The 19,318-nt window shown below is 63.7% G+C and carries 19 protein-coding genes; 7 read left to right on the top strand and 12 right to left on the bottom strand.

Annotated elements, in window-relative coordinates; all coding sequences use genetic code 11:
- Positions 1-108 precede the first annotated feature (108 nt).
- The 7 genes from O0881_RS25850 to rsmB all read right to left on the bottom strand — a co-directional run bounded on the left by O0881_RS25850 (position 109) and on the right by rsmB (position 6,915).
- Positions 109-888, bottom strand: coding sequence for a class II glutamine amidotransferase (locus O0881_RS25850; protein WP_099668254.1), 780 nt, complete (start codon positions 886-888; stop codon positions 109-111).
- Positions 889-965: 77 nt separating this feature from the next.
- Complete coding sequence (locus tag O0881_RS25845; protein ID WP_077399469.1) at positions 966-1,223, bottom strand: DUF3567 domain-containing protein; 258 nt, start codon at positions 1,221-1,223, stop codon at positions 966-968.
- A 153-nt stretch (positions 1,224-1,376) separates the two neighbouring features.
- Positions 1,377-1,778, bottom strand: a complete 402-nt coding sequence (locus tag O0881_RS25840) for a GTPase (protein ID WP_099665531.1) — start codon at positions 1,776-1,778, stop codon at positions 1,377-1,379.
- Positions 1,775-2,494 (bottom strand): response regulator, encoded by a 720-nt coding sequence (locus tag O0881_RS25835; protein WP_034784724.1) that lies wholly within the window; start codon positions 2,492-2,494, stop codon positions 1,775-1,777. Before O0881_RS25835 ends, O0881_RS25840 begins: the two co-directional genes overlap by 4 nt.
- 98 nt (positions 2,495-2,592) lie before the next feature.
- Complete coding sequence (locus O0881_RS25830; protein ID WP_099665532.1) at positions 2,593-4,890, bottom strand: ATP-binding protein; 2,298 nt, start codon at positions 4,888-4,890, stop codon at positions 2,593-2,595.
- Positions 4,890-5,396: a DUF4390 domain-containing protein gene (locus O0881_RS25825; RefSeq protein WP_251350982.1), complete on the bottom strand. Its 507-nt coding sequence runs from the start codon at positions 5,394-5,396 to the stop codon at positions 4,890-4,892. Before O0881_RS25825 ends, O0881_RS25830 begins: the two co-directional genes overlap by 1 nt.
- A 97-nt stretch (positions 5,397-5,493) precedes the next feature.
- Positions 5,494-6,915 (bottom strand): 16S rRNA (cytosine(967)-C(5))-methyltransferase RsmB, encoded by a 1,422-nt coding sequence (rsmB, locus tag O0881_RS25820; protein ID WP_289913574.1) that lies wholly within the window; start codon positions 6,913-6,915, stop codon positions 5,494-5,496.
- A gap of 376 nt (positions 6,916-7,291) precedes the next feature.
- On the opposite strand from rsmB, the gene argS reads away from it, so the two are divergent.
- Genes argS through O0881_RS25785 form a run of 7 tightly spaced genes read left to right on the top strand, consistent with a single transcriptional unit; the run spans position 7,292 to position 13,478 of the window.
- Positions 7,292-9,001 (top strand): arginine--tRNA ligase, encoded by a 1,710-nt coding sequence (argS, locus tag O0881_RS25815; protein ID WP_289913572.1) that lies wholly within the window; start codon positions 7,292-7,294, stop codon positions 8,999-9,001.
- Between the two features lie 20 nt (positions 9,002-9,021).
- Positions 9,022-9,738, top strand: a complete 717-nt coding sequence (locus O0881_RS25810) for an SPOR domain-containing protein (protein ID WP_289906768.1) — start codon at positions 9,022-9,024, stop codon at positions 9,736-9,738.
- Positions 9,739-9,747: 9 nt separating this feature from the next.
- The gene (locus O0881_RS25805) at positions 9,748-10,419 is read left to right on the top strand and encodes a thiol:disulfide interchange protein DsbA/DsbL (protein WP_289913571.1); all 672 of its coding nucleotides are present in this window, start codon (positions 9,748-9,750) and stop codon (positions 10,417-10,419) included.
- Positions 10,420-10,456: 37 nt separating this feature from the next.
- Positions 10,457-11,218: an SDR family oxidoreductase gene (locus tag O0881_RS25800; protein ID WP_289913569.1), complete on the top strand. Its 762-nt coding sequence runs from the start codon at positions 10,457-10,459 to the stop codon at positions 11,216-11,218.
- 10 nt (positions 11,219-11,228) lie between these two features.
- Positions 11,229-12,023: a biotin--[acetyl-CoA-carboxylase] ligase gene (locus tag O0881_RS25795; RefSeq protein WP_289913568.1), complete on the top strand. Its 795-nt coding sequence runs from the start codon at positions 11,229-11,231 to the stop codon at positions 12,021-12,023.
- Positions 12,024-12,027: 4 nt separating this feature from the next.
- Positions 12,028-12,786, top strand: coding sequence for a type III pantothenate kinase (locus O0881_RS25790; protein ID WP_289913567.1), 759 nt, complete (start codon positions 12,028-12,030; stop codon positions 12,784-12,786).
- Entirely contained in the window at positions 12,780-13,478 is a 699-nt protein-coding gene (locus tag O0881_RS25785) for an SPOR domain-containing protein (RefSeq protein ID WP_289913566.1), read from the top strand. The genes O0881_RS25790 and O0881_RS25785 overlap by 7 nt, the downstream gene beginning before the upstream one ends.
- Here O0881_RS25785 and O0881_RS25780 read toward each other — a convergent pair whose 3' ends face one another.
- Genes O0881_RS25780 through mreC form a run of 5 tightly spaced genes read right to left on the bottom strand, consistent with a single transcriptional unit; the run spans position 13,479 to position 19,208 of the window.
- Positions 13,479-14,522, bottom strand: coding sequence for a septal ring lytic transglycosylase RlpA family protein (locus O0881_RS25780; protein ID WP_289913564.1), 1,044 nt, complete (start codon positions 14,520-14,522; stop codon positions 13,479-13,481). It lies immediately after the preceding gene.
- Positions 14,522-15,637, bottom strand: a complete 1,116-nt coding sequence (gene rodA, locus O0881_RS25775; RefSeq protein ID WP_077399426.1) for a rod shape-determining protein RodA — start codon at positions 15,635-15,637, stop codon at positions 14,522-14,524. The genes O0881_RS25780 and rodA overlap by 1 nt, the downstream gene beginning before the upstream one ends.
- An 8-nt stretch (positions 15,638-15,645) precedes the next feature.
- Positions 15,646-17,616 carry a penicillin-binding protein 2 gene (gene mrdA / locus O0881_RS25770; protein ID WP_289913563.1) on the bottom strand — a complete coding sequence of 657 codons (1,971 nt, stop codon included), beginning with the start codon at positions 17,614-17,616 and terminating at the stop codon, positions 15,646-15,648.
- 12 nt (positions 17,617-17,628) lie between these two features.
- Entirely contained in the window at positions 17,629-18,141 is a 513-nt protein-coding gene (gene mreD, locus O0881_RS25765; protein WP_289913562.1) for a rod shape-determining protein MreD, read from the bottom strand.
- The gene (gene mreC / locus O0881_RS25760) at positions 18,138-19,208 is read right to left on the bottom strand and encodes a rod shape-determining protein MreC (RefSeq protein ID WP_289913560.1); all 1,071 of its coding nucleotides are present in this window, start codon (positions 19,206-19,208) and stop codon (positions 18,138-18,140) included. The genes mreD and mreC overlap by 4 nt, the downstream gene beginning before the upstream one ends.
- Positions 19,209-19,318 lie beyond the last annotated feature (110 nt).

Genomic DNA, 19,318 nt, shown 5'->3' with positions numbered 1-19,318 from the left:
CCGGCCGCGCCGCGCCCGCATCAAGGTTCACTATTGACAATACTTTAGCTGAATTCCGCCCGCGCTGTGGGTATTTTGGCAGCAATCCAGTTTATTGTCGTCAACAAATTAGGCGACTGGCGTGTCTTGCACCATCCCGTCGACAAATAATTTCAATTCGCCCGGCGCAAACGCCGTCCATTGCTCATTTGTCGTCAGCGGCTGGGTAACAATCACGGCCACGCGGTCCTGGGGTGTCGTCACCTGGGAAAAGTCCACGCTCAGGTCTTCATCGGAGAGTTTAGCAGTTGGAAACGGATGTTGTCGCACCAGATAGTGCAAGCTGGTAGAGCAATGGGCAAACAGCGCCTCGCCGCTCGACAGCATCATGTTGAACGTGCCGTGGGCCGCGATGCTGGGCAGCAACTCCGCCAGGGCCGCATGCAGTTGCGGCAATGCCGGCGGGGCATCGCCAAAGCGCGCGTGCAGTTCCTGCAGCAGGTAGCAGAAAGCCCGTTCGCTGTCCGTGCAGCCGACGGGGCGGTAACTGCCCGTCAGCACGGGGTTGAAATCCTTCAAATCGCCATTGTGGGCAAAGACCCAGTAGCGGCCCCACAGTTCGCGCACGAACGGGTGGCAATTTTCCAGCGCCACCTGGCCTTGCGTCGCCTTGCGGATATGCGCGATGACATTGCGCGACTTGATCGGGTAGCGTTTGATCAGTTCGGCCACGGGCGAGGCGATGGCCGCCTGGTGGTCGACGAAATGGCGCACGCCGGCGCCTTCGAAAAAGGCGATACCCCAGCCGTCATGGTGGGTATCGGTATGGCCGCCGCGCATGGCGAAGCCGGTAAAACTAAAGACAATGTCCGTGGGGACATTGCAATTCATTCCGAGAAGTTGGCACATGGTCTGTTTGCAGCTGAATAACACAACCACCATACCATGCCGTCAGACGGATTGGTATGGTGGCGATAGCCATCCGGTCAGTGCAACAGCACGGGCTGGCTCATGAGGGAATCATAGCTGCCCAAAAATTCATCGATCTCTTCCATGCTGGGTTCGCTGGCGATCAGCTCCGTGACGTCGCGGCGGAAGTGTTGCGCAAGGATGCCGGCGATAAACGTTTCCCGCTTGCCCCCCTTGTCGACGATTTCATAGCCGCCAAAGCGCAGGGCTTCGAGGTCGCCGTCGACGCCGAATTCCACGACGCTGTATTGTTCGCTGTTATAGATCAGGTTCATTTTGCATCCTTCGCTCAAGCAGGAGAAGCTCCTGCGGTGTCAGAACAGAGGTGGGGTTCACACGGTGCCATTTCAAGCGGCCATGCCACCCTGCGGGCTACAGAGTTGTAACGAGATGCAAACTACGACTGCGGTAAGGCGATCAAGAAATCGTCAGGAAACCACCATGTCTGCTTGCAGCGCCAGCAGGGCATCGTAGGGACTGGCGGTGAGCCAGGTGCGCAATTGTTCGATGTGCGTGGCGTCGGCCAGGCTGATGAACAAGTGTGCGGGTGGATGGCGCAGCAGACGATTCAATGTTACACGCAATACGAGATTGCCGCTGCAGCACAGGCAACCTGGCGCGATGCGCAACAGTTGCAATGGAAATGATGGAGGAGGAGAAACTTGCCCGGCCAGGTCGGCCAGGATGGCGTTGCCGTCAGCCAATCCTTCTAGGATCACGGCGGCCGGCTGGCCAGGCGGCAAGGCTTGCGCGATGGCCGCTTCACGCCCGGCGGCGCGTCCACCGCTGACCAGAGTCAGCGGCGTCGGACGCCGCACGGCTGCCGTCACAGGCTTTTCTTGGCCAACTTGCCCGGTTCGACGCCCAGCTGTTTCAGCTTGCGATATAAATGGGTGCGCTCGAGGCCCGTTTTTTCCGCCACGCGGGTCATGCTGCCGCCTTCGCGTCCCAGGTGATGTTCGAAATACATGCGCTCGAACGCGTCGCGTGCCTCGCGCAGCGGCAAGTCAAACGACAGGTTGTAGCCATGGCCTTCGGCCACCGCCGGTACGGCGATGCCTGGGCGCACCATCAGCTGTTGCGGCGCGCTGCCGCCAAAGCTCGGCACGGGATGGCTGCTTTCCTCGGCCACCACGGGTGCCACGGGGCGCGGCGCCACGCTCGGCGCGCGCACGGTTTCCTGTGCCCGCGTCAAGCCTTGCTGGACTGCCTTCAGCAGTTTTTGCAGGGCAATCGGTTTTTCCAGGAAGTTCATGGCGCCGATGCGCGTCGCCTCGACCGCCGTATCGATGGTGGCGTGGCCCGACATCATGATCACCGGCATGGTCAGCAAGCCGTCGCGCTGCCATTCCTTGAGCAGGGTGACGCCATCGGTGTCGGGCATCCAGATATCCAGCAATACCAGATCCGGCGCACCGGCGGCACGCGCTTCGCGCGCCTGCTGCGCATTTTCGGCCAGCTGGATAGCATGTCCTTCGTCGCCCAAAATTTCCGAGAGCAACTCACGGATACCCATTTCATCATCCACTACGAGTATGTTTGCCATTCGTGTCTTGCCTTCCTCATTTCGCCGGCCGTCGCGCACAAGATGCACACGGCGGACAACTATGATTTTATTAGTGTTTTAAATACTAAACCAGACCCTCACGCCAGGAATTCCTGGGCAGGAGTGTCGGGAGCTAACTTTAACAGCAAAATGACCACCGAAGCGCCATTGCCGTCGACCCGGTTCTCGATATCGATGCGTCCGCCGTGTTCATCGATAATTTTCTTGACCATCGCCAGGCCCAATCCCGTGCCGCGCGCCTTCGAGGTCACATACGGCTCGAAGGCCCGCGCCAGGATTTTTGGCGCGAAACCAGGGCCATTGTCGCTGATGGCCAGCCGCACGGCGATATTCACGCCGCCGTCCGCACTGCGATAATGAATTGCTTCCGTCCTTACGTCAATCCGCGGATGCGGCGAGTCCGGCGGCAGGTCGGCCATGGCGTCCTGCGCGTTCTGCAGCAAGTTGTGTATCACCTGGCGCAACTGGGTCGGATCGCCCATCACCATCGGCAGATTCGGCGCCAGCAGCGGGTGGATGATGTCGCCATCGTCGCCGCGCAGGTACAGGTTCAGTATCTCTTCGATCAGCTCGTTCAGACGCAGCGGCGTGAGCACGGCCGGCGGCGTGCGCGCATAGTCGCGGAAGTCGTCGACCATGCGCTTCATCGCATCGACCTGCTTGACGATGGTGGTGGTGGCGCGGCTGAGCAGGTCGGCATCAGGCTGCTCCAGCTTGCCTTCGAGCTTCATCTGCAGGCGCTCGGCCGACAGCTGGATGGGCGTGAGCGGATTCTTGATTTCATGCGCCAGGCGGCGCGCCACCTCGCCCCAGGCGATCGAGCGCTGCGCGGAAATCACGTCGGAAATATCGTCGAAAACGACGATGTAGCCGCTGCCGGACTCCAGCGGCAGGCGCGAACCGCGCGCCAGCAAGGTGATGTCATGCTCGTCGGCACTGCTGCCCAGGCGGCGCGGAATCTCGATCTGGCGCTGCCAGTGCAGGCGCTGCTGGTTGCGGCCCGATGCCGATTGCGCGCTTTGCGCCGTGAAGGCGCTGATGATGGCGCCGCCAAACTCTTCCATTCCAGCAATATTCGCCAGCGGCTGGCCCACCATGCTCATGCCCGAATGCTGCAGGATGCGCTCGACCGACTCATTGCAGGTCACCAGTTTAAAGTCGCCGTCGAGCACCATCACGCCGGCCGACATGTTCGCCAGCACCGATTCCAGGTGGGCCTTGGCGTTTTGCAAGGCGGCGCGGTTGCTTTCCACGGCCGTGCGCGCATCGAGCAACTGGCGCGTCATGATGTTGAACGACTGCGTCAGGGTGCCCAGTTCATCCTTGGTGGCGACGATGGGGCGCGGCGACAGGTCGCCCTCGGCCACGGCGCGCGTGCCTTCGGCCAGCAGCAGCAGGGGCTGGGCCAAATTGCCCGCGATCAGGAAAGCGCTGCCGATGGCGCCAAAAATGGCCAGCAGCAGGGTCAAGGTGAGGATTTCCATGTACATCTTGCGCAGTCCCACGCGCGCGACGAAACGTTCCTTGTATTCGCTGTAGGCGGCGCGCAGCACTTCGCCATTCGTCGCCAGCTTGGGCGGCACCGATTGCAGCAGTTGCAAATAGCGGGGCGAGACGGAAGGCCCCGGCACGGCCACCAGCACGCGCAGGCGCAGGCTGGCCGCCGTTTCCAGCGATGCCGGCAAGCCCGAGCGGAAACCGCCGCCGCCCGACTCCGTGCCATCGTCGTGCAGCTCCAGTCCGCCCTCGGCGGAGGCATAGCCGGCCGGCAAGGCCGCCTGCACCAGCATGGGCGGCGTCGGCAAGTCGGCCGCGCTGTGCGGCCCGGCGCTGGCCAGCAGCACGCCGTCGCCGCTGACGAGCATGACGTTTTGCATGCCCTCTTCGCGCAGCAGGCTCGTCAGCACGGCCGGACCGGCCACCGGGTCGGCGCCCAGTTCTTCGACGGCCTTGTGGCCCCGGTGGTCGAGCTCGACCAGGGCCGCATCGAGGCCGGCACGGCCCAGCTCAATCCCCGATTCCAGCGCCGCTTCGATCTTGACGTTGAACCAGGATTCGATGGAGTGGGAGACGAATTGCACTGAGACAAGGAAAATCACCAGGCCCGGCAGGATGCCGACGGCGGCGAACAGCATCACCAGGCGCGTCATCAGCTTGGAGCCGAACTTGCCGCTCTTGTAGCGCGCGTACAGGCGCGCCAGGGAAATGCCCACCAGCGCCAGCAGGGACACGGCGACGGCCGCGTTCAGGCCCAGCAGCCAGGTGTAATAGCGGTCGAAAAAGCCGGAATTGTCGGAAGCCGACGCCAGCAGGAACAGCAGGATACTGACAATGCCGCCGCCCACCACCAGCAAATAGCGCAATGCTTGACTCACTACTCCGCCGTATACAAGAAGGTTTTTTTATTCGAAGCCAGGCGCCAGTCGCTGTTATTGAAGGCATTGACCTGTATCGGCTTGGGCAGGTAGTCGCGGTCCATGCCCATGCGCAAGGTGACGTTGTACGTCTGCCCCACTTTCAGCTCGCCGCGCCGCGCCACCAGCCAGCGGCTGGGACGGCGGATCAGGAACAGCGCATCGTCGAGGGTGGGAAAGCTTTGCTGCAAGCCGCCGCCCGACACATGATACTGGCGCGTCAGCACGTTATAGGACAGCTTGCTGGTCTGGCGCGCCACGATGGCTTTTTCATCGAACCAGTACCAGCGGGGCCGGGTCAGTTCGATTTCTGTCGTGAAATACAGCGGCACGCCATGCTGTACTGCATCATCGAGGTCGTGATTGAGCTCGAAGGAATACGTGGCGGCCAGCTTGTAGCCCTCTTCGCCCGACTCGATATAGGCACGGGTGATCTCGACCATGTCGGCGGCATGCGCGCGTGGCATGGTACATGCCAGCATCAGCAGCAGGGCCAGGAGTCGGAAGAGTCGTGTTGTCACAAGTGTGCCGGTAGTGTCCGTAAGATAAGGTTCGACGAATCGCTCAAGCCGCATTTTTTTGGAATAGCGCATAGAACAAACCGTCGTGGTCCTGCTCCGCGCTGCCAGTCGGCAACAGCTGGCCAGGCGCTGTCAATCGGATCGCATTATTGCGTACCGCAAATGCCGCCGCCTGTGCCTCGGATTCTTGCGGCCACAATGAACATGTCACGAACAGCAATTTACCATCGGGGCGCAGCATCTGCCACAGGTTGTCCAGAATTTTGGAGGAAAGTGTTGCAAGTTGGAACGCATCACCCTTGCGGCGCAACCAGCGAATGTCGGGATGGCGGCGCACGATGCCCGAGGCCGTGCACGGCACGTCGGCCAGGATGCGGTCGTACTGCTGGCCGTCCCACCACGCGCTCGATTGCGCATCCTGCGCCTTCAGGGTGGCGTCCAGGCCCAGGCGCTCAAGGTTTTCCGCGATGCGCGGCAGGCGCTTGGCGTCCGCATCGATGGCCGTCACTTGCACGTCGGCCAGTTCCAGGATGTGGCACGTCTTGCCGCCCGGCGCAGCGCAGGCGTCCAGCACGCGCATGCCATCTTGCAAGTCCAGCAGCGGCGCGGCCAATTGCGCACCGGCATCTTGCACGGAAACGACACCCTGCTCGAAGCCGGGGATCAGCGCCACGCCGATCGGTTTGTCCAGCCGCACGGCGAACGGTCCCACCTGGCGCGCGGCAATGCCGGCCTCCGCCAGCACGGCCAGATACGCTTCGACCGTGCTCTTGCGGCGATTCACGCGCAAGGTCAAGGGCGGCACGGCATTGCCGGCCGTCAGAATGGCTTGCCAGTCGCGCGGGTAAGCCAGGCGCAGCGAGTCGATCCACCACTGCGGATAATTCCATTGTGCCAACGGTTGCTGCAGGGCCGCTTCCAGCAAGGATTTGCGCTCGCGCAAGAAACGGCGCAAGACGGCATTCACCATGCCCTTGGCATGCGCCAGGTCAGGATGCGAAGTGGCCACTGTGACAGCCTGGTCGACAACGGTAAACTCTTCGTACGGCTGCTCGCCCGGCTCGGCCGACATCAGCGACAGCGCGCAGCACAGCAGGGCGGCCAGCATCGGCGGCTCGGGCGCCTTCGACGTCATCAGGCCGACCAGGGTTTCGCTGCGGCCCAGCTGGCGCATGGTACGGTAGGAGATATCCTGGATGGCGCCGCGCGCCTGCGGGCTGGCGTTCGATTGCGTAAACACCTTGGCCAGCGCCTGCGGCAGGGCCGTGCCCGTGCGCACTTGCGCCACGGCATTAGCCGCGCCCAGCAGGCAAAACGCCAGCGAGTCGGCGCGCAAATCGGGTTGGAAGCCTGGCTGCAAGACCGGTTTCAGGTCGGGATGGTAGCTGGGACGCAATTTCGGTGCGGCAGGAGCCTGGCCTGGCGCCGGCTTGGTTTTCAATTTCAGCGTGGGGCGCTTGTTCATAGTTATCCGGTGTGGCTGCGCGCGGCGGGCTGCATGGTGGCAAAGTCGCGGCCGCGCGTCATCAATAAAGGGTCGATTGTAGCGTTTGTGGCGCCCTCTGGCCCAAGCGATTGCAGCGATACATGTAAATTGCGGCAAAAAACTGCATATATACAAGCAGAATGCGCCATGCTGATGTTTTCATGCACCAACATAGGCATGCTGTCCTGATAATATCGTGAAAAGCGCCGGCACGGGCACACTGCCGGCTGGCGTATTGTTCCCGGCAGCAAACCAGTATAATTAACGCAGTCTGGGCGGCTTGGGTACTGGCCGTCCGTTTTGCTTTTTGATTCATTCTATTCATTCTTAACGCGGTTCCACCGCCATCCTGCTCATGCTCGCCCAACAGAAACAAGAAATCATCGCCCTGTTCCAGGCCGCCCTCGCTCCCGTCCTGGCCGGCACCTCGCTTGCGCCTAGCGTAGTGCTCGAGCGACCACGCGATGCATCGCATGGCGACGTCGCCTGCAATATCGCCATGCAACTGGCCAAGCAGCTGAAACAGAATCCCCGCGAACTGGCGCAAACCATCGTGACGGCCGTGCTGGCCAATCCGGCCGGCAAGGGCCTGGTCGAGGCAGTGGAAATCGCCGGTCCCGGCTTCATCAACGTGCGCGTCTCCGCCGCCGCCAAGCAAGCCGTGGTGAAAACCATCTTGAGCGAGGCCGACAGCTATGGCCGCAGCACGGCAGGCGCCGGCAAGCAAGTCATCCTGGAATTCGTCTCGGCCAACCCGACCGGTCCGCTGCACGTGGGCCACGGCCGCCAGGCAGCCCTGGGCGACGCCCTGTCCTCGCTGTTCGACGCGCAAGGCTACCAGGTCACGCGCGAGTTCTACTACAACGACGCGGGCGTGCAGATCCAGACCCTGGCCAATTCCGTGCAGGCGCGCGCGCGCGGCTTCAAGCCGGGCGACGCCGAATGGCCAGAATCGGCCTACAACGGCGACTACATCGCCGATATCGCCAACGACTTCAAGGCAGGCAAGACGGTCTCGGCCAGCGATGGCCAGCCTGCCACGGCCAACGGCAACGTGGAAGACATCGATTCGATCCGCCCGTTCGCCGTTACCTACCTGCGCAACGAGCAAGACATCGACTTGCAGGCGTTTGGCGTGAAGTTCGACAATTACTATCTGGAATCGTCGCTGTACGCGGACGGCAAGGTCAACAGTGCGGTAGAAACCTTGATCAAGGCGGGCCACACGTATGAGCAGGATGGCGCGCTGTGGCTGCGCACCACCGACTTCGGCGACGACAAGGACCGCGTCATGCGCAAGACGGACGGCACCTACACGTATTTCGTGCCGGACGTCGCGTATCACCTGGTGAAATGGCAGCGCGGCTTCGTGCAAGCCATCAATATCCAGGGCAGCGACCACCACGGCACCATCGCGCGCGTGCGCGCCGGCCTGCAGGCGGTCGACATGGGCATCCCGCAAGGCTACCCCGACTACGTGCTGCACAAGATGGTCACCGTCATGAAGGATGGCGAAGAAGTCAAGATTTCGAAGCGCGCCGGCTCCTACGTGACCGTGCGCGACCTGATCGAATGGTCGGGCGGCGGCGACATCGCCAAGGGCCGCGACGCCGTGCGCTTCTTCCTGATCTCGCGCAAGGCCGACACGGAATTCGTCTTCGACGTCGACGTGGCGCTGAAAACCACCGACGAAAACCCCGTCTATTACGTGCAATACGCGCATGCGCGCATTTGCCGCATCCTGGAAAACTGGGGCGGCGATGCAAGCACGGTCGCCAGCGTCGACCTTTCCCCGCTGACGGCGCCGACCGAAGCGACCCTGCTGGCGACCCTGGCCGCCTACCCTGAAATGCTGGCGCGCGCGCAAGCCGAACTGGGACCGCACCAAGTCGCCTTCTACCTGCGCGACCTGGCCGCCAACCTGCACAGCTTCTACTTCGCCGAAAAAGTGCTGGTCGAGGACGACGCCGTCAAGATGGCCCGCCTGGCCCTCGTCATCGCCGCGCGCCAGGTACTGCGCAACGGCCTGGCACTGATCGGCGTGTCCGCGCCAAACAAAATGTAATCGCGAAGGTCAAACCGTCAATGAATCACGCTTCCCGCTTCTCTTCGTCCCGGCGCCAGCAGGGCAATACCCTGGTCGGCATCATCATCGGCCTGGTCATCGGCCTGGGCATCGCCGTGGTGGTCGCCCTGGTGATCACCAAGGGCGCCTCGCCCTTCACCGACAAGTCGGGCAAGGCCGGCAAATCGGCCGAGCCGACGGCTGGCCAGATCGCCGACCCGAACAAGCCGATGTACGGCAACAAGGAAGCGGCCAAGGAAGCGGCGCGCGACTTCTCCAAGGAGCCGCGCGAGATCGTCACGCCGACGCAGCCTGCCGCACCGGCGCCCGCGCCCGCCACCGCGCAGCAGCCGAAGGCGCCGCCGCCGGACGCGCTGCAGGAATTGATCGGTACCTTGAAGGACAAGCCGGCGCCGAAAACGCCGGCGGCAGCACCAGCGGCGCCCGCGCCGCAAGCCAAGGCCGACGCGAAAGAGGCCAAGGCCGATGCAGCCAGCGACAAATGGATTTATTATCTGCAGGCCGGCGCCTTCCATGACATGTCGGACGCCGAAAGCACGCGCGGCAAACTGGCGCTGCTCGGCTTCGAAGCGGCCATCAGCGACCGCAGCACCGATGCCGGCGTGCTGCACCGCGTACGGGTCGGGCCGTTCAACCAGCTCGAGGCGATGAACCGCGCACGCACCAAACTGTCTGAAAACGGCATCGATGTCGCCGTCGTCCGCAACCAAAAATAAGGAACCAGCATGCGTTTTCTGAAGAACATCCTGATCGCCACCGCCCTGTTCACCGCCGCCATGGGGGCGTCGGCCTCGCCGGCCGAGCCGAAGAACGGCGTCGAGTACGAAACCCTGCCCACGCCGCAGGCGACGGAATCGGGCAAGAAAATCGAAGTGACGGAATTCTTCGCCTATTACTGCCCGCATTGCAACGTGCTCGAACCGCAGCTGGCGGCCTGGGTCAAGAAACAGGGCGACAACATCGTCTTCAAGCGCGTGCACGTGTCGCGCGATGACAGCGTGGCGCCGCAGCAGCGCTTGTTCTTCACCCTGCAAGCCATGGGCCTCGTCGACAAGCTGCACACCGGCGTCTTCCACGCCATGCACGTGGAACGCAACCGCCTGAACACCGACGACGCCGTCTTCGACTTCGTCGCCAAGCAGGGCGTGGACCGCCAGAAGTTCATCGACACCTACCGTTCGATGGGTATCTCGGCCCGCGTGCGCCGCGCGGACGCCATGATGCAGGGTTATAACGTGACGTTCTGGCCCATGATCGCCATCGATGGCCGCTACATCACCTCCCCTTCGCAGGCGAACCAGGGCAGCAAGTCGGCACAGAACGAAGAGCAGCTGAACGCCCAGGCGCTCACGGTGATGGACGTGCTGGTCGCGAAAGCCAAAGCGGAAAAGAAATAAGCATGGCCACTTCCCTGGCGCGCCCGGGCGTCGCCTGATGCATCGCGTTTTCATCACGGGCGCGTCGAGCGGACTGGGCGCCGCCCTGGCGCTGCAGTACGCGCGCCAGGGCGCCCATCTGGGCTTGCTGGCCCGCCGCGGCGACACCCTGCAGCAACTGATCGCCTCCCTACCCCACCCTGAACGCCACCGCGCCTACGCCGTCGATGTGTGCGACCACGCCGCCCTGAAAAGCGCGGCCGGCGACTTCATCGCCCATGCCGGCGGCATCGACGTCGTCATCGCCAGCGCCGGCGTGTCGTACGGCACCTTGAGCGAACATGCGGAAGACCTCGACGCCTTCGCCCGTTTGATGGCCATCAACGTCACGGCCACCGTCGCCACCTTCGCCCCCTTCATCGCCACCATGAAAAGCCAGGGCAGCGGACGCCTGGTGGGCATCGGCAGCGTGGCCGGCATCCGCGGCCTGCCCGGCGCCGAAGCCTACAGCGCCTCGAAGGCGGCCGTCATCAGCTACTGCGAATCGCTGCGCCTGGAATTGAAACCGGCGGGCATCAAGGTCGTCACCATCACGCCCGGCTACATCGACACGCCGATGACGCGCCACAACGCCTACCGCATGCCCTTCCTGATGCCGGCCGAAAAATTCGCCGTGTGCGCCGCGCGCGCCATCGCCGATGGCGACAGCTACCGCGTGATCCCGTGGCAGATGGGCGTCGTCGCCAAGCTGCTGCGCGCGCTGCCCAATGCCATCTACGACCGGGCCTTCGCGAATGCGCCGCACAAGGCGCGCAACTGAACTGACCACCATGACGAAGCACTCAGACCTGAACAGCGCGGCCATCGCCGCCCATTGCGCCACAGGCGCCTCCCACGTGGCCATCGAAGTGGTCGACGAAACGGGATCGACCAACGCCGACCTGCTGGCGCGCTGCGCCACCCTGGCCGGCCCCACCCTGCGCATCGCCGGCCAGCAAACGGCCGGACGGGGACGCGCCGGGCGGCCCTGGGTGTCGCAACCGGACGCCAGCCTGATGTTCTCGCTGGCCTGGCGCTTCAAGGGACCGCTGCACCGGCTGGTCGGCCTGCCGCTGGCCGTCGGCGTGGCGCTGGCCGAAACCATGACGGCGCTGGGCGTGCCCGTGCAATTGAAGTGGCCAAACGACCTGCTCAAGGATGGGCATAAACTGGCCGGCATCCTCGTCGAGACGCAGCAGACGCCAGACGGTGGCGTGTGCGCCGTCATCGGCTGCGGCATCAATCTGCTGATGCCCGACGCGCTGGAACGGCAGATCGGCCGCAGCGTCTCGGCCGTGCCCTGGCTGGCGCAGATGGAGCGCAATACCCTGGTGGCAGCCCTGCTCAGCCGCCTGGCCGGCGTGCTGGCCGAATTCGACGACACGGGCTTTGCGCCCTTCACGGAACGCTGGAACGCACTGCATGCCTGGCAAGGCCAGCACGTAAAAATCCTCGACAATGGCCAACTGCTGCAGCAAGGCGTGGCGGCCGGCGTGGATGAACTGGGCCGGCTGCTGCTGCGCGGCGAAGATGGCTTGCAGCACATCATGTCCGGCGACGTGTCCCTGCGCCTGACGGGGGAGTAAGCGCATGCTGCTGCTGATCGACGCCGGCAATACGCGCATCAAATGGGCGCTCGTGGCCGCCGACAGCGCCACCGGCGGCTGGCTGGCCAGCGGCGCCGTCACGCATGCGCAGATCGACACCCTGGCCGCGCAGTGGGCGTCACTCGCCATCGGCGAAGCACTGCTGTCGAACGTGGCAGGCGCCGTCATCGGCACGCACCTGCGCGCCATGCTGCCGGTCGTTGCCCGCGACTTTGTCTCGCTGCCGCAGCTGGCGGGACTGAAAAATGGCTACCGCATGCCGTCGCAACTGGGCTGCGACCGTTTTGCCGCCGCCATCGGCGCGCACGCGCTGGCGCCTGGCCAGGCCGTCATCGTCGCCAATTGCGGCACCGCCACCACCATCGACGCCATCACGGCCGATGGCGTTTTCCTCGGCGGGATGATATTACCGGGGCTGGGACTGATGGCCAGCTCGCTGGCGCGCAACACGGCGCAGCTGCCGCAAATCGCCAGCGACGCCCTGCTGCCGGCCGGCTTTGCCGACAACACGGATGACGCCATCCTCTCCGGCTGCCTGGCGGCCCAGGCGGGCGCCATCGAACGGGCCGTGCGCATGCACGGCGCCGGCGCCTGCCTGCTGTCGGGCGGCGCCGCCGCACGCATCGCACCGGCCTTGGCGCTGGCGGTGCCGCTGCACCTGGTCGACAATATCGTCATGCTCGGCCTGCAGGCGGCCGCGCGCACCGGGGCTGCAGGAACACAAGGAAACCACCCATGCTGAAATTCGTCTTCTGGCTGCTGGCCGGCGTCAACCTGCTGGTACTGGCCATCGGCCAGGGTTATCTGGGCAGTTTTCGCACGGAGACGCGCGAGCCGGCGCGCCTGAAAAACCAGCTGCAGGCGACCAAGCTCGCCTTGCTGACGCAGGAGCAGGCCATGGCGCCCGCCACGCCGCCTGCCGCCGAAGAGGCAGTGACGCCGGCGGCGGCCGCACCGGCGCCACCGCTATCGTATGCCTGTACGGAAGTGGGAAATTTCCTGCTGGCTGACGGGCGCCGCTTCGAAGCGCAAGTGGCGTCGCTGGACCTGGGCGACCGCCAGTCGCGCCGCAACGTGGCAGGCCAGGAGATTTCCAGCTACATGGTGTACATCCCGCCGCAGGGCAGCAAGGAAGGCGCCGACCGCAAGGCAGGCGAATTGAAGCAGCTGGGCGTGACGAATTACTTCATCATGAATGAAAGCAGCCCGCTACGCTGGGGCATTTCACTGGGTGTGTTCAAGTCGGAAACCAGCGCGCAAAGCCAGCTGGCGTCGCTCAACAAACAGGGCGTGCACAGCGCCCGCGTCGCACCGCGCTACAGCGCCAGCAAGCAGATGGCTTACCAGTTCCGCGACCTCGACGCCGCCACGCGCGCGCGTCTGGAGAAAATTAAAACGCAATTCCCGGAGCAGGAACTGCGTAGTTGTAAATAACTATCGTTGAATCACGATCGGCTTGATGCCTGTCGATTCCGGCAAATTCGCCGCCGCGCGGGCCGCTTCGGCGCGGCTGGAGAACGGTCCGCCGTACAGGCGGAACAGGTTACCGGCCTGCACCACGCCCAGGGTACCGAGGGCTGCCGCGTATGGCGCCAGGCGCGAACGTCCCGATTCCGCATTGTCGGCGCGCGAGTAGGCGCCCAGCTGCAAATAGAAGCCGCTGGCCAGCGCCGCCGGCGCCGGCATGGCCACCGTCGCATCGACGGGCAGCATCTGCGTCGACACTTCCGGCTGCACCACGGCGCCCGTTTCCACCGGCGTATCGATGGAGATGGCCACCACGGACGGCACCGGCTTGGGCGCCGCACGGGCCGCCAGGATGGCGTCGATATCGGCTGGCAGCAGCCGCTCGACGACCACCTGGTGGCTGCCCTTGCCGAGGAAGCCCAGTTTCAGCGCCGCCGTGTAGGACACGTCGATCACGCGCGTGGCGTGAAACGGGCCACGGTCATTGATGCGCACGATCACCTGCTCGCCGCTGTCGATGCTCGTCACGCGCGCATACGATGGAATCGGCAAGGTCGGATGGGCCGCCGTCATCTTGTACATATCGTAGATTTCACCGGACGAGGTGCGCTGGCCATGGAATTTCTTGCCGTACCAGGTACCCGTGCCTTTCTGCTTGAACGGTTCGTTATCGGTGATCGGCGTATAGGTCTTGCCGAAGACGACATACGGGCGGTTCGAGCGCGTGGAATACGGCTCGTTGCGCACTTCCGCATCGGGCACGTCGCGCAGGTTGGCCGGCGGATTGTCGCCCGGGCCATCGTCCTTGTAGTAGCCGCCACGCCCGGAACCAGCCGCCGGCAGCGCGGGCAAGGTGGGATCCTGGCGCACAGGGGACTTGACCTTGCCGCCGGATGGCAGCGGCACGTTATTCGATGCGGGCTTTTGCGGCGTCGTGCCGCAGGCGGCCAGGGTCAGCAAGACCGTCAGGCCCAGCCCGCGCATGGCGAAGGTATCGAAAGGCGCGCGCATCAGGTCTGCACCAGCTTGCGGTGGCGCTGAATGCTCATCAGGATACCGGTGGCCACGCCCAGGGTCAGCAGCGCGGTGCCGCCATAGCTGAGGAATGGAAGGGGAACGCCGACCACCGGCACGATGCCGCTGACCATGCCCATGTTAACGAAGGCGTAAGTAAAGAAAATCATAGTGATCGCTCCTGCCAGCAGGCGAGTGAAAAAACTGGGGGCGTTGGCGGCGATCATCAGCCCCCGTCCCACCAGCAGCAAATACATCAGCATCAGGATCAAGTTACCGACCAGGCCGAATTCCTCGGAATATACGGCAAAAATAAAATCGGTCGTACGTTCCGGAACAAACTCCAGGTGGGCTTGCGTGCCGTGCGTCCAGCCCTTGCCCGTCATGCCGCCGGAACCGATGGCGATGATGGACTGGATGATATGGAAGCCCTTGCCCAGCGGGTCCTTGGTCGGGTCGATCAGCATCATCACGCGGTCGCGCTGGTAATCATGCAGGTGCGACCAGGCGATCGGCAGGCAGGAAACAAAAGTGATCAGCAAGCCGGCCAGCACCTTCCACGACAAACCTGCCAGGAAGATGACGGTAAAGCCGGCCGCCACCACCAGCAGCGCCGTGCCCAGGTCAGGCTGGCGCGCGATCAGATAGACGGGCGCCAGCAACAGCACGGCTGCCATCACGAACGATTTCCAGCGCAGGGCGCCCGCATTGTGCTGGAAGAACCAGGCCAGCATCAGCGGCGTGGCGATCTTCAGGAATTCGGACGGCTGGATGTCGATCACGCCGATATGCAGCCAGCGCCGCGCACCTAGCTTGATGGTGCCGAACAGCGCCACTGCCACCAGCAAGATCACCGACACCGTATAGGCGGGTACGGCGATGCGCATCATCATCTGCGGCGTGACGTTGGCCGCCACCCACATGACGAAAAAGCACAGCAGGATATTGCGCAAATGGTCCTCGATCTTGCCGGGGATGCCGATGCTGGCCGAATACAGGGTCAGCAGGCTGGTGCTGAGCAGCATCAGGATAATGATCATCAGCGGCGGATCGAACACCGCCAGATAGGGTTTGGCGCGCCGCCACAGCGAGCGCCTCTCGTTAATGGGCATGTGCTTCCTTATTGCCTGGCAGGTGCCGCCGGGGCAGCCTGCTCGTCAGTGATTTCTTCCAGGGTGCGCACTTCGTCGACATCTTCCTTGGGCACCTTGTTGGTGTCCTTTTCCTTGTCGCTCGGGCGCTTGCCCAGCAAGTAGTAGTCGAGTGCCTTGCGCGCGATTGGCGCGGCCACGCCGGCGCCGAAGCCCGCGTTTTCCACCACGATGGCAATCGCGATGCGCGGCTTGTCGGCCGGCGCGAAGGCCGTAAACAAGGCGTTGTCGCGCAGGCGTTCGGCCAGCAGCTTGGCGTTGTACTTCTCGTTTTTCTTGATGCCCACCACCTGCGCCGTACCCGTCTTGCCGCCCACCGTGTACTGCACGCCGGCGAAGATGCGCGCGGCCGTGCCGCCCTGTTCGCTGGTCACGCCCACCATGGCGCGCTTGATGGTGTCGATGTTTTCCTGCTTGAGCGCGATGCGGTAGCTTTCCTTGGGCACCGTCAGGGTGCGCGCGCGCGTGCTGGCGTCTTCGATGATCTTCACCAGATGCGGCTTCATCACCACGCCGTTATTGGCCAGGTTGGCCGTCGCGTGGGCGATCTGCAGCGGCGTATAGGAATTGTAGCCGGAACCGTTACTCACCGAAATCGTGTCGCCGCCCACCCATTTTTTCTGCTGCGGCGTCTTGAAGCGGTTGCGCTTCCATTCCGTCGACGGCAGCACGCCCGTCTTTTCGTTATTCAGGTCGATGCCCGTCAACTGGCCGAAACCGAACGGCTTCATGAAGTCGTGGATGGCGTCGATGCCCATGTCGCGGCCCAGCTGATAGTAATAGGTGTTGCACGAGACGACGATGGACTTGTGCATGTCCACCGTGCCATGGCCGCCCACCTTATCGTCGCGGAAGGTATGCCCGCCGAGGATGAAGAAACCGGGATCGGAAATCGACTGGCTCGGCGTGCGCTTGCCCAATTCCAGCGCGGCCAGCGCCATGAAGGGCTTGAAGGTCGAGCCGGGCGCGTAGGTGCCGGACAGGGGGCGGTTGACCATCGGCCGGTCCAGCGAGGTATTGAGCTCATTCCAGCTTTGCTGGTCGATGCCGTCGACGAACAGGTTGGGGTCATAGCCTGGCTTGGAGACGTAGGCGAGGATGTCGCCCGTGGCCGGGTCGATGGCCACGGCCGCGCCGCGCCATTCGCCAAACGCTTCCTCGACCACTTTTTGCAGTTCGATGTCGATCGACAGGATCAAATTGTTGCCCGGGGTGGCCGCCGTGCGCGACAGGGTGCGCATGGCGCGCCCGCCGGCCGACACTTCCACCTCTTCGTAGCCGGTGGTGCCATGCAGCTGTTTCTCGTAGCTTTTTTCCAGGCCTTCCTTGCCGATATGGTCGGTGCCGTTGTAGTTGGCCGCGTCCTCGCCCTCTTCCAGCGCCTTGGCTTCATTGCGGTTGATGCGGCCGATGAAGCCCACCACGTGCGAAGCGATTTCGCCCATCGGATACTGGCGGAACAGGCGCGCCTGCACCTCGACGCCTGGGAAGCGGAAACGCTGCGCCGTGAAGCGCGCCACTTCCTCGTCCGTCAGGCGCGTGCGCAGAGGCACGCTGACGAAGTTCTTCGATTCTTCCAGCAGCTTCTTGAAGCGGCGGCGGTCCTTGATGTCGATCTGCACCAGGGTCGACAGCTCGTCGATCACGGAATCGAGACTGGCGCTCAATTTCGATGGCGTGATTTCCAGCGTATAGGCCGAGTAATTGCGCGCCAATACCACGCCGTTACGGTCGAGAATCAGGCCGCGCGTGGGCACGATGGGCACCACGGCGATGCGGTTGTCCTCGGCCTTGGTGGCGTAATCCTCGTGCTTGATCACCTGCAGCCAGATGAACCGCGCCAGCAGCAGCGAAAAGCAGACGAAGACGAGCGCGCCCAGGATGGTCAGGCGCATGCGGAAAAAATGCAGTTCGCGCTCGGTGTTCTTGAGTTCAGTCATGGCAGGCGCTCGTCAGATCGGCCGGTTGTGGTCACGGTCCACGGCGCGGCGCTGCGGTGCCAGCAGGATCCACGTGACGAGGGGCCACAGGGCCACGGCGACGAAGCTCTCGATGAAATTGAGCCAGCCGGGGAAGCGGCCCGAGACGATCAGCCGCGTCAGCAATTGCAGCGCCTGCGTCAGCATCAGCAGCGGCAGCACGTGCAGCGCCTGCGTCAGGATGGGGAACCACAGCACGCGGCGGTGCATCATGATGGCGAAATACGACAGCAAGGTGTAGGCCAGCGCATTCTCGCCCAGCAGGGTCGAATCGTGCACGTCCATCATCAGACCCATGAAGAACGCCACGCCGATGCCGACCTTGCGCGGCTGGTGGATGCCCCAGAAGACCAGCACCAGGGCGACGAAATCGGGCACGCCGACGAACTGCCCCCACGGCAGCAGGTTCAGCAAAAAAGCGCACAGCAGGGAAAAACCGATGAACAGGGGGCTGACCGGCAGCAGGATGTAATGCGGGCGGTTCATCGTGTCGCTTCCTTCGGTGGCACGGCGGCAGGTGTTGGTACAGGTACTGCAGGCGCCGCCGGTTTCGGCACGGGGCTCGCAGGCGGTTTTGCGGCCGGCACTGCAGCCGTATGGGCGGCAGGTGGTGTCGCAGCGGCAGCCGCAGGCTCCTTGGCAGGGTCCTTGATCGGCGCCATCTTGCCGGCGATCTTGCGGCCCGTCTTGACTTCTTCGGCGGGCGGACGCGCTGGAATGTCCGGCGACGTCATCAAGATGAGCAGCTGGGTGTTGCGTTCGATACCGGCCAGCGGCTGGCACACGACGCGGCCGAACGGGCCATGCGCATTGCGCTCGACCAGCGTCACGCGCGCCACGGCCAGGCCGGCCGGGTACAGGCCGTCGAGGCCCGAAGTAATGACGATGTCGCCGATCTGGATGTCGGCGCTGGGGGCCGTGAAGCGCAGTTCCATGGTGCCGGACTTGCCGCGGCCGATGGCCACGCTGCGCACGCCGTTGCGCAACAGCTGCACGGGAATGGCTTGCTCTTCATCGGTCAGCAGGGTCACTTCGGAGGTAAACGGGAACACGCGCGTGACTTGCCCCACCACGCCGAGGTTGTCGATCACGGGGCGGCCCAGTTCCACGCCATGCTGGATACCGCGATCGAGCACGATCTTGCGCGTGGCCGAATCGCGCGTGTCATACAGGACTTCGGCCATCATGGTCTTGACGGGAACGCGCTCGCGCGCTTCCATCAATTTGCGCAAGTGGTTGTTTTCAACGATATTGAGCTGCGCCTGCTGCAGGATCTGCGCCGAGGCGATTTGCTCGTGTTTCAGGTCGCGCACCTGTTTTTCCAGGGCGGACAGCGAAGAAAAGTAATTGCCGACGCCAAGCGCCACGTCGCGCGGCACCAGGGCCGCCATCTGCACCGGATACAGCACGGTGCCGACGGCCTGGCGCACGGCCGTCAGCGCGTGCATGCGCGAATCGACCAGCAGCAAGGCGATTGAAATGCCGGCGAACACCATCATCTTGACGCGGGCGGAGGCGCCTTGTTTGAAAAGTGGCGGAGGACTGTATTCCATGACTTCCAATAATCAGGCCAGGCGCAGTGCGCCAACGTGCAGGCCCCGGTCAGACGCCGGCGCCAAAACCAAAAAAAGGCCGGAAAATGGTTTCCGGCCCTTCTGTCAGA

This window comes from Janthinobacterium sp. SUN100, from assembly GCF_030397705.1.
Lineage (GTDB): Bacteria > Pseudomonadota > Gammaproteobacteria > Burkholderiales > Burkholderiaceae_D > Janthinobacterium > Janthinobacterium kumbetense.
This window is presented reverse-complemented; position numbering and strand designations above follow the sequence as displayed.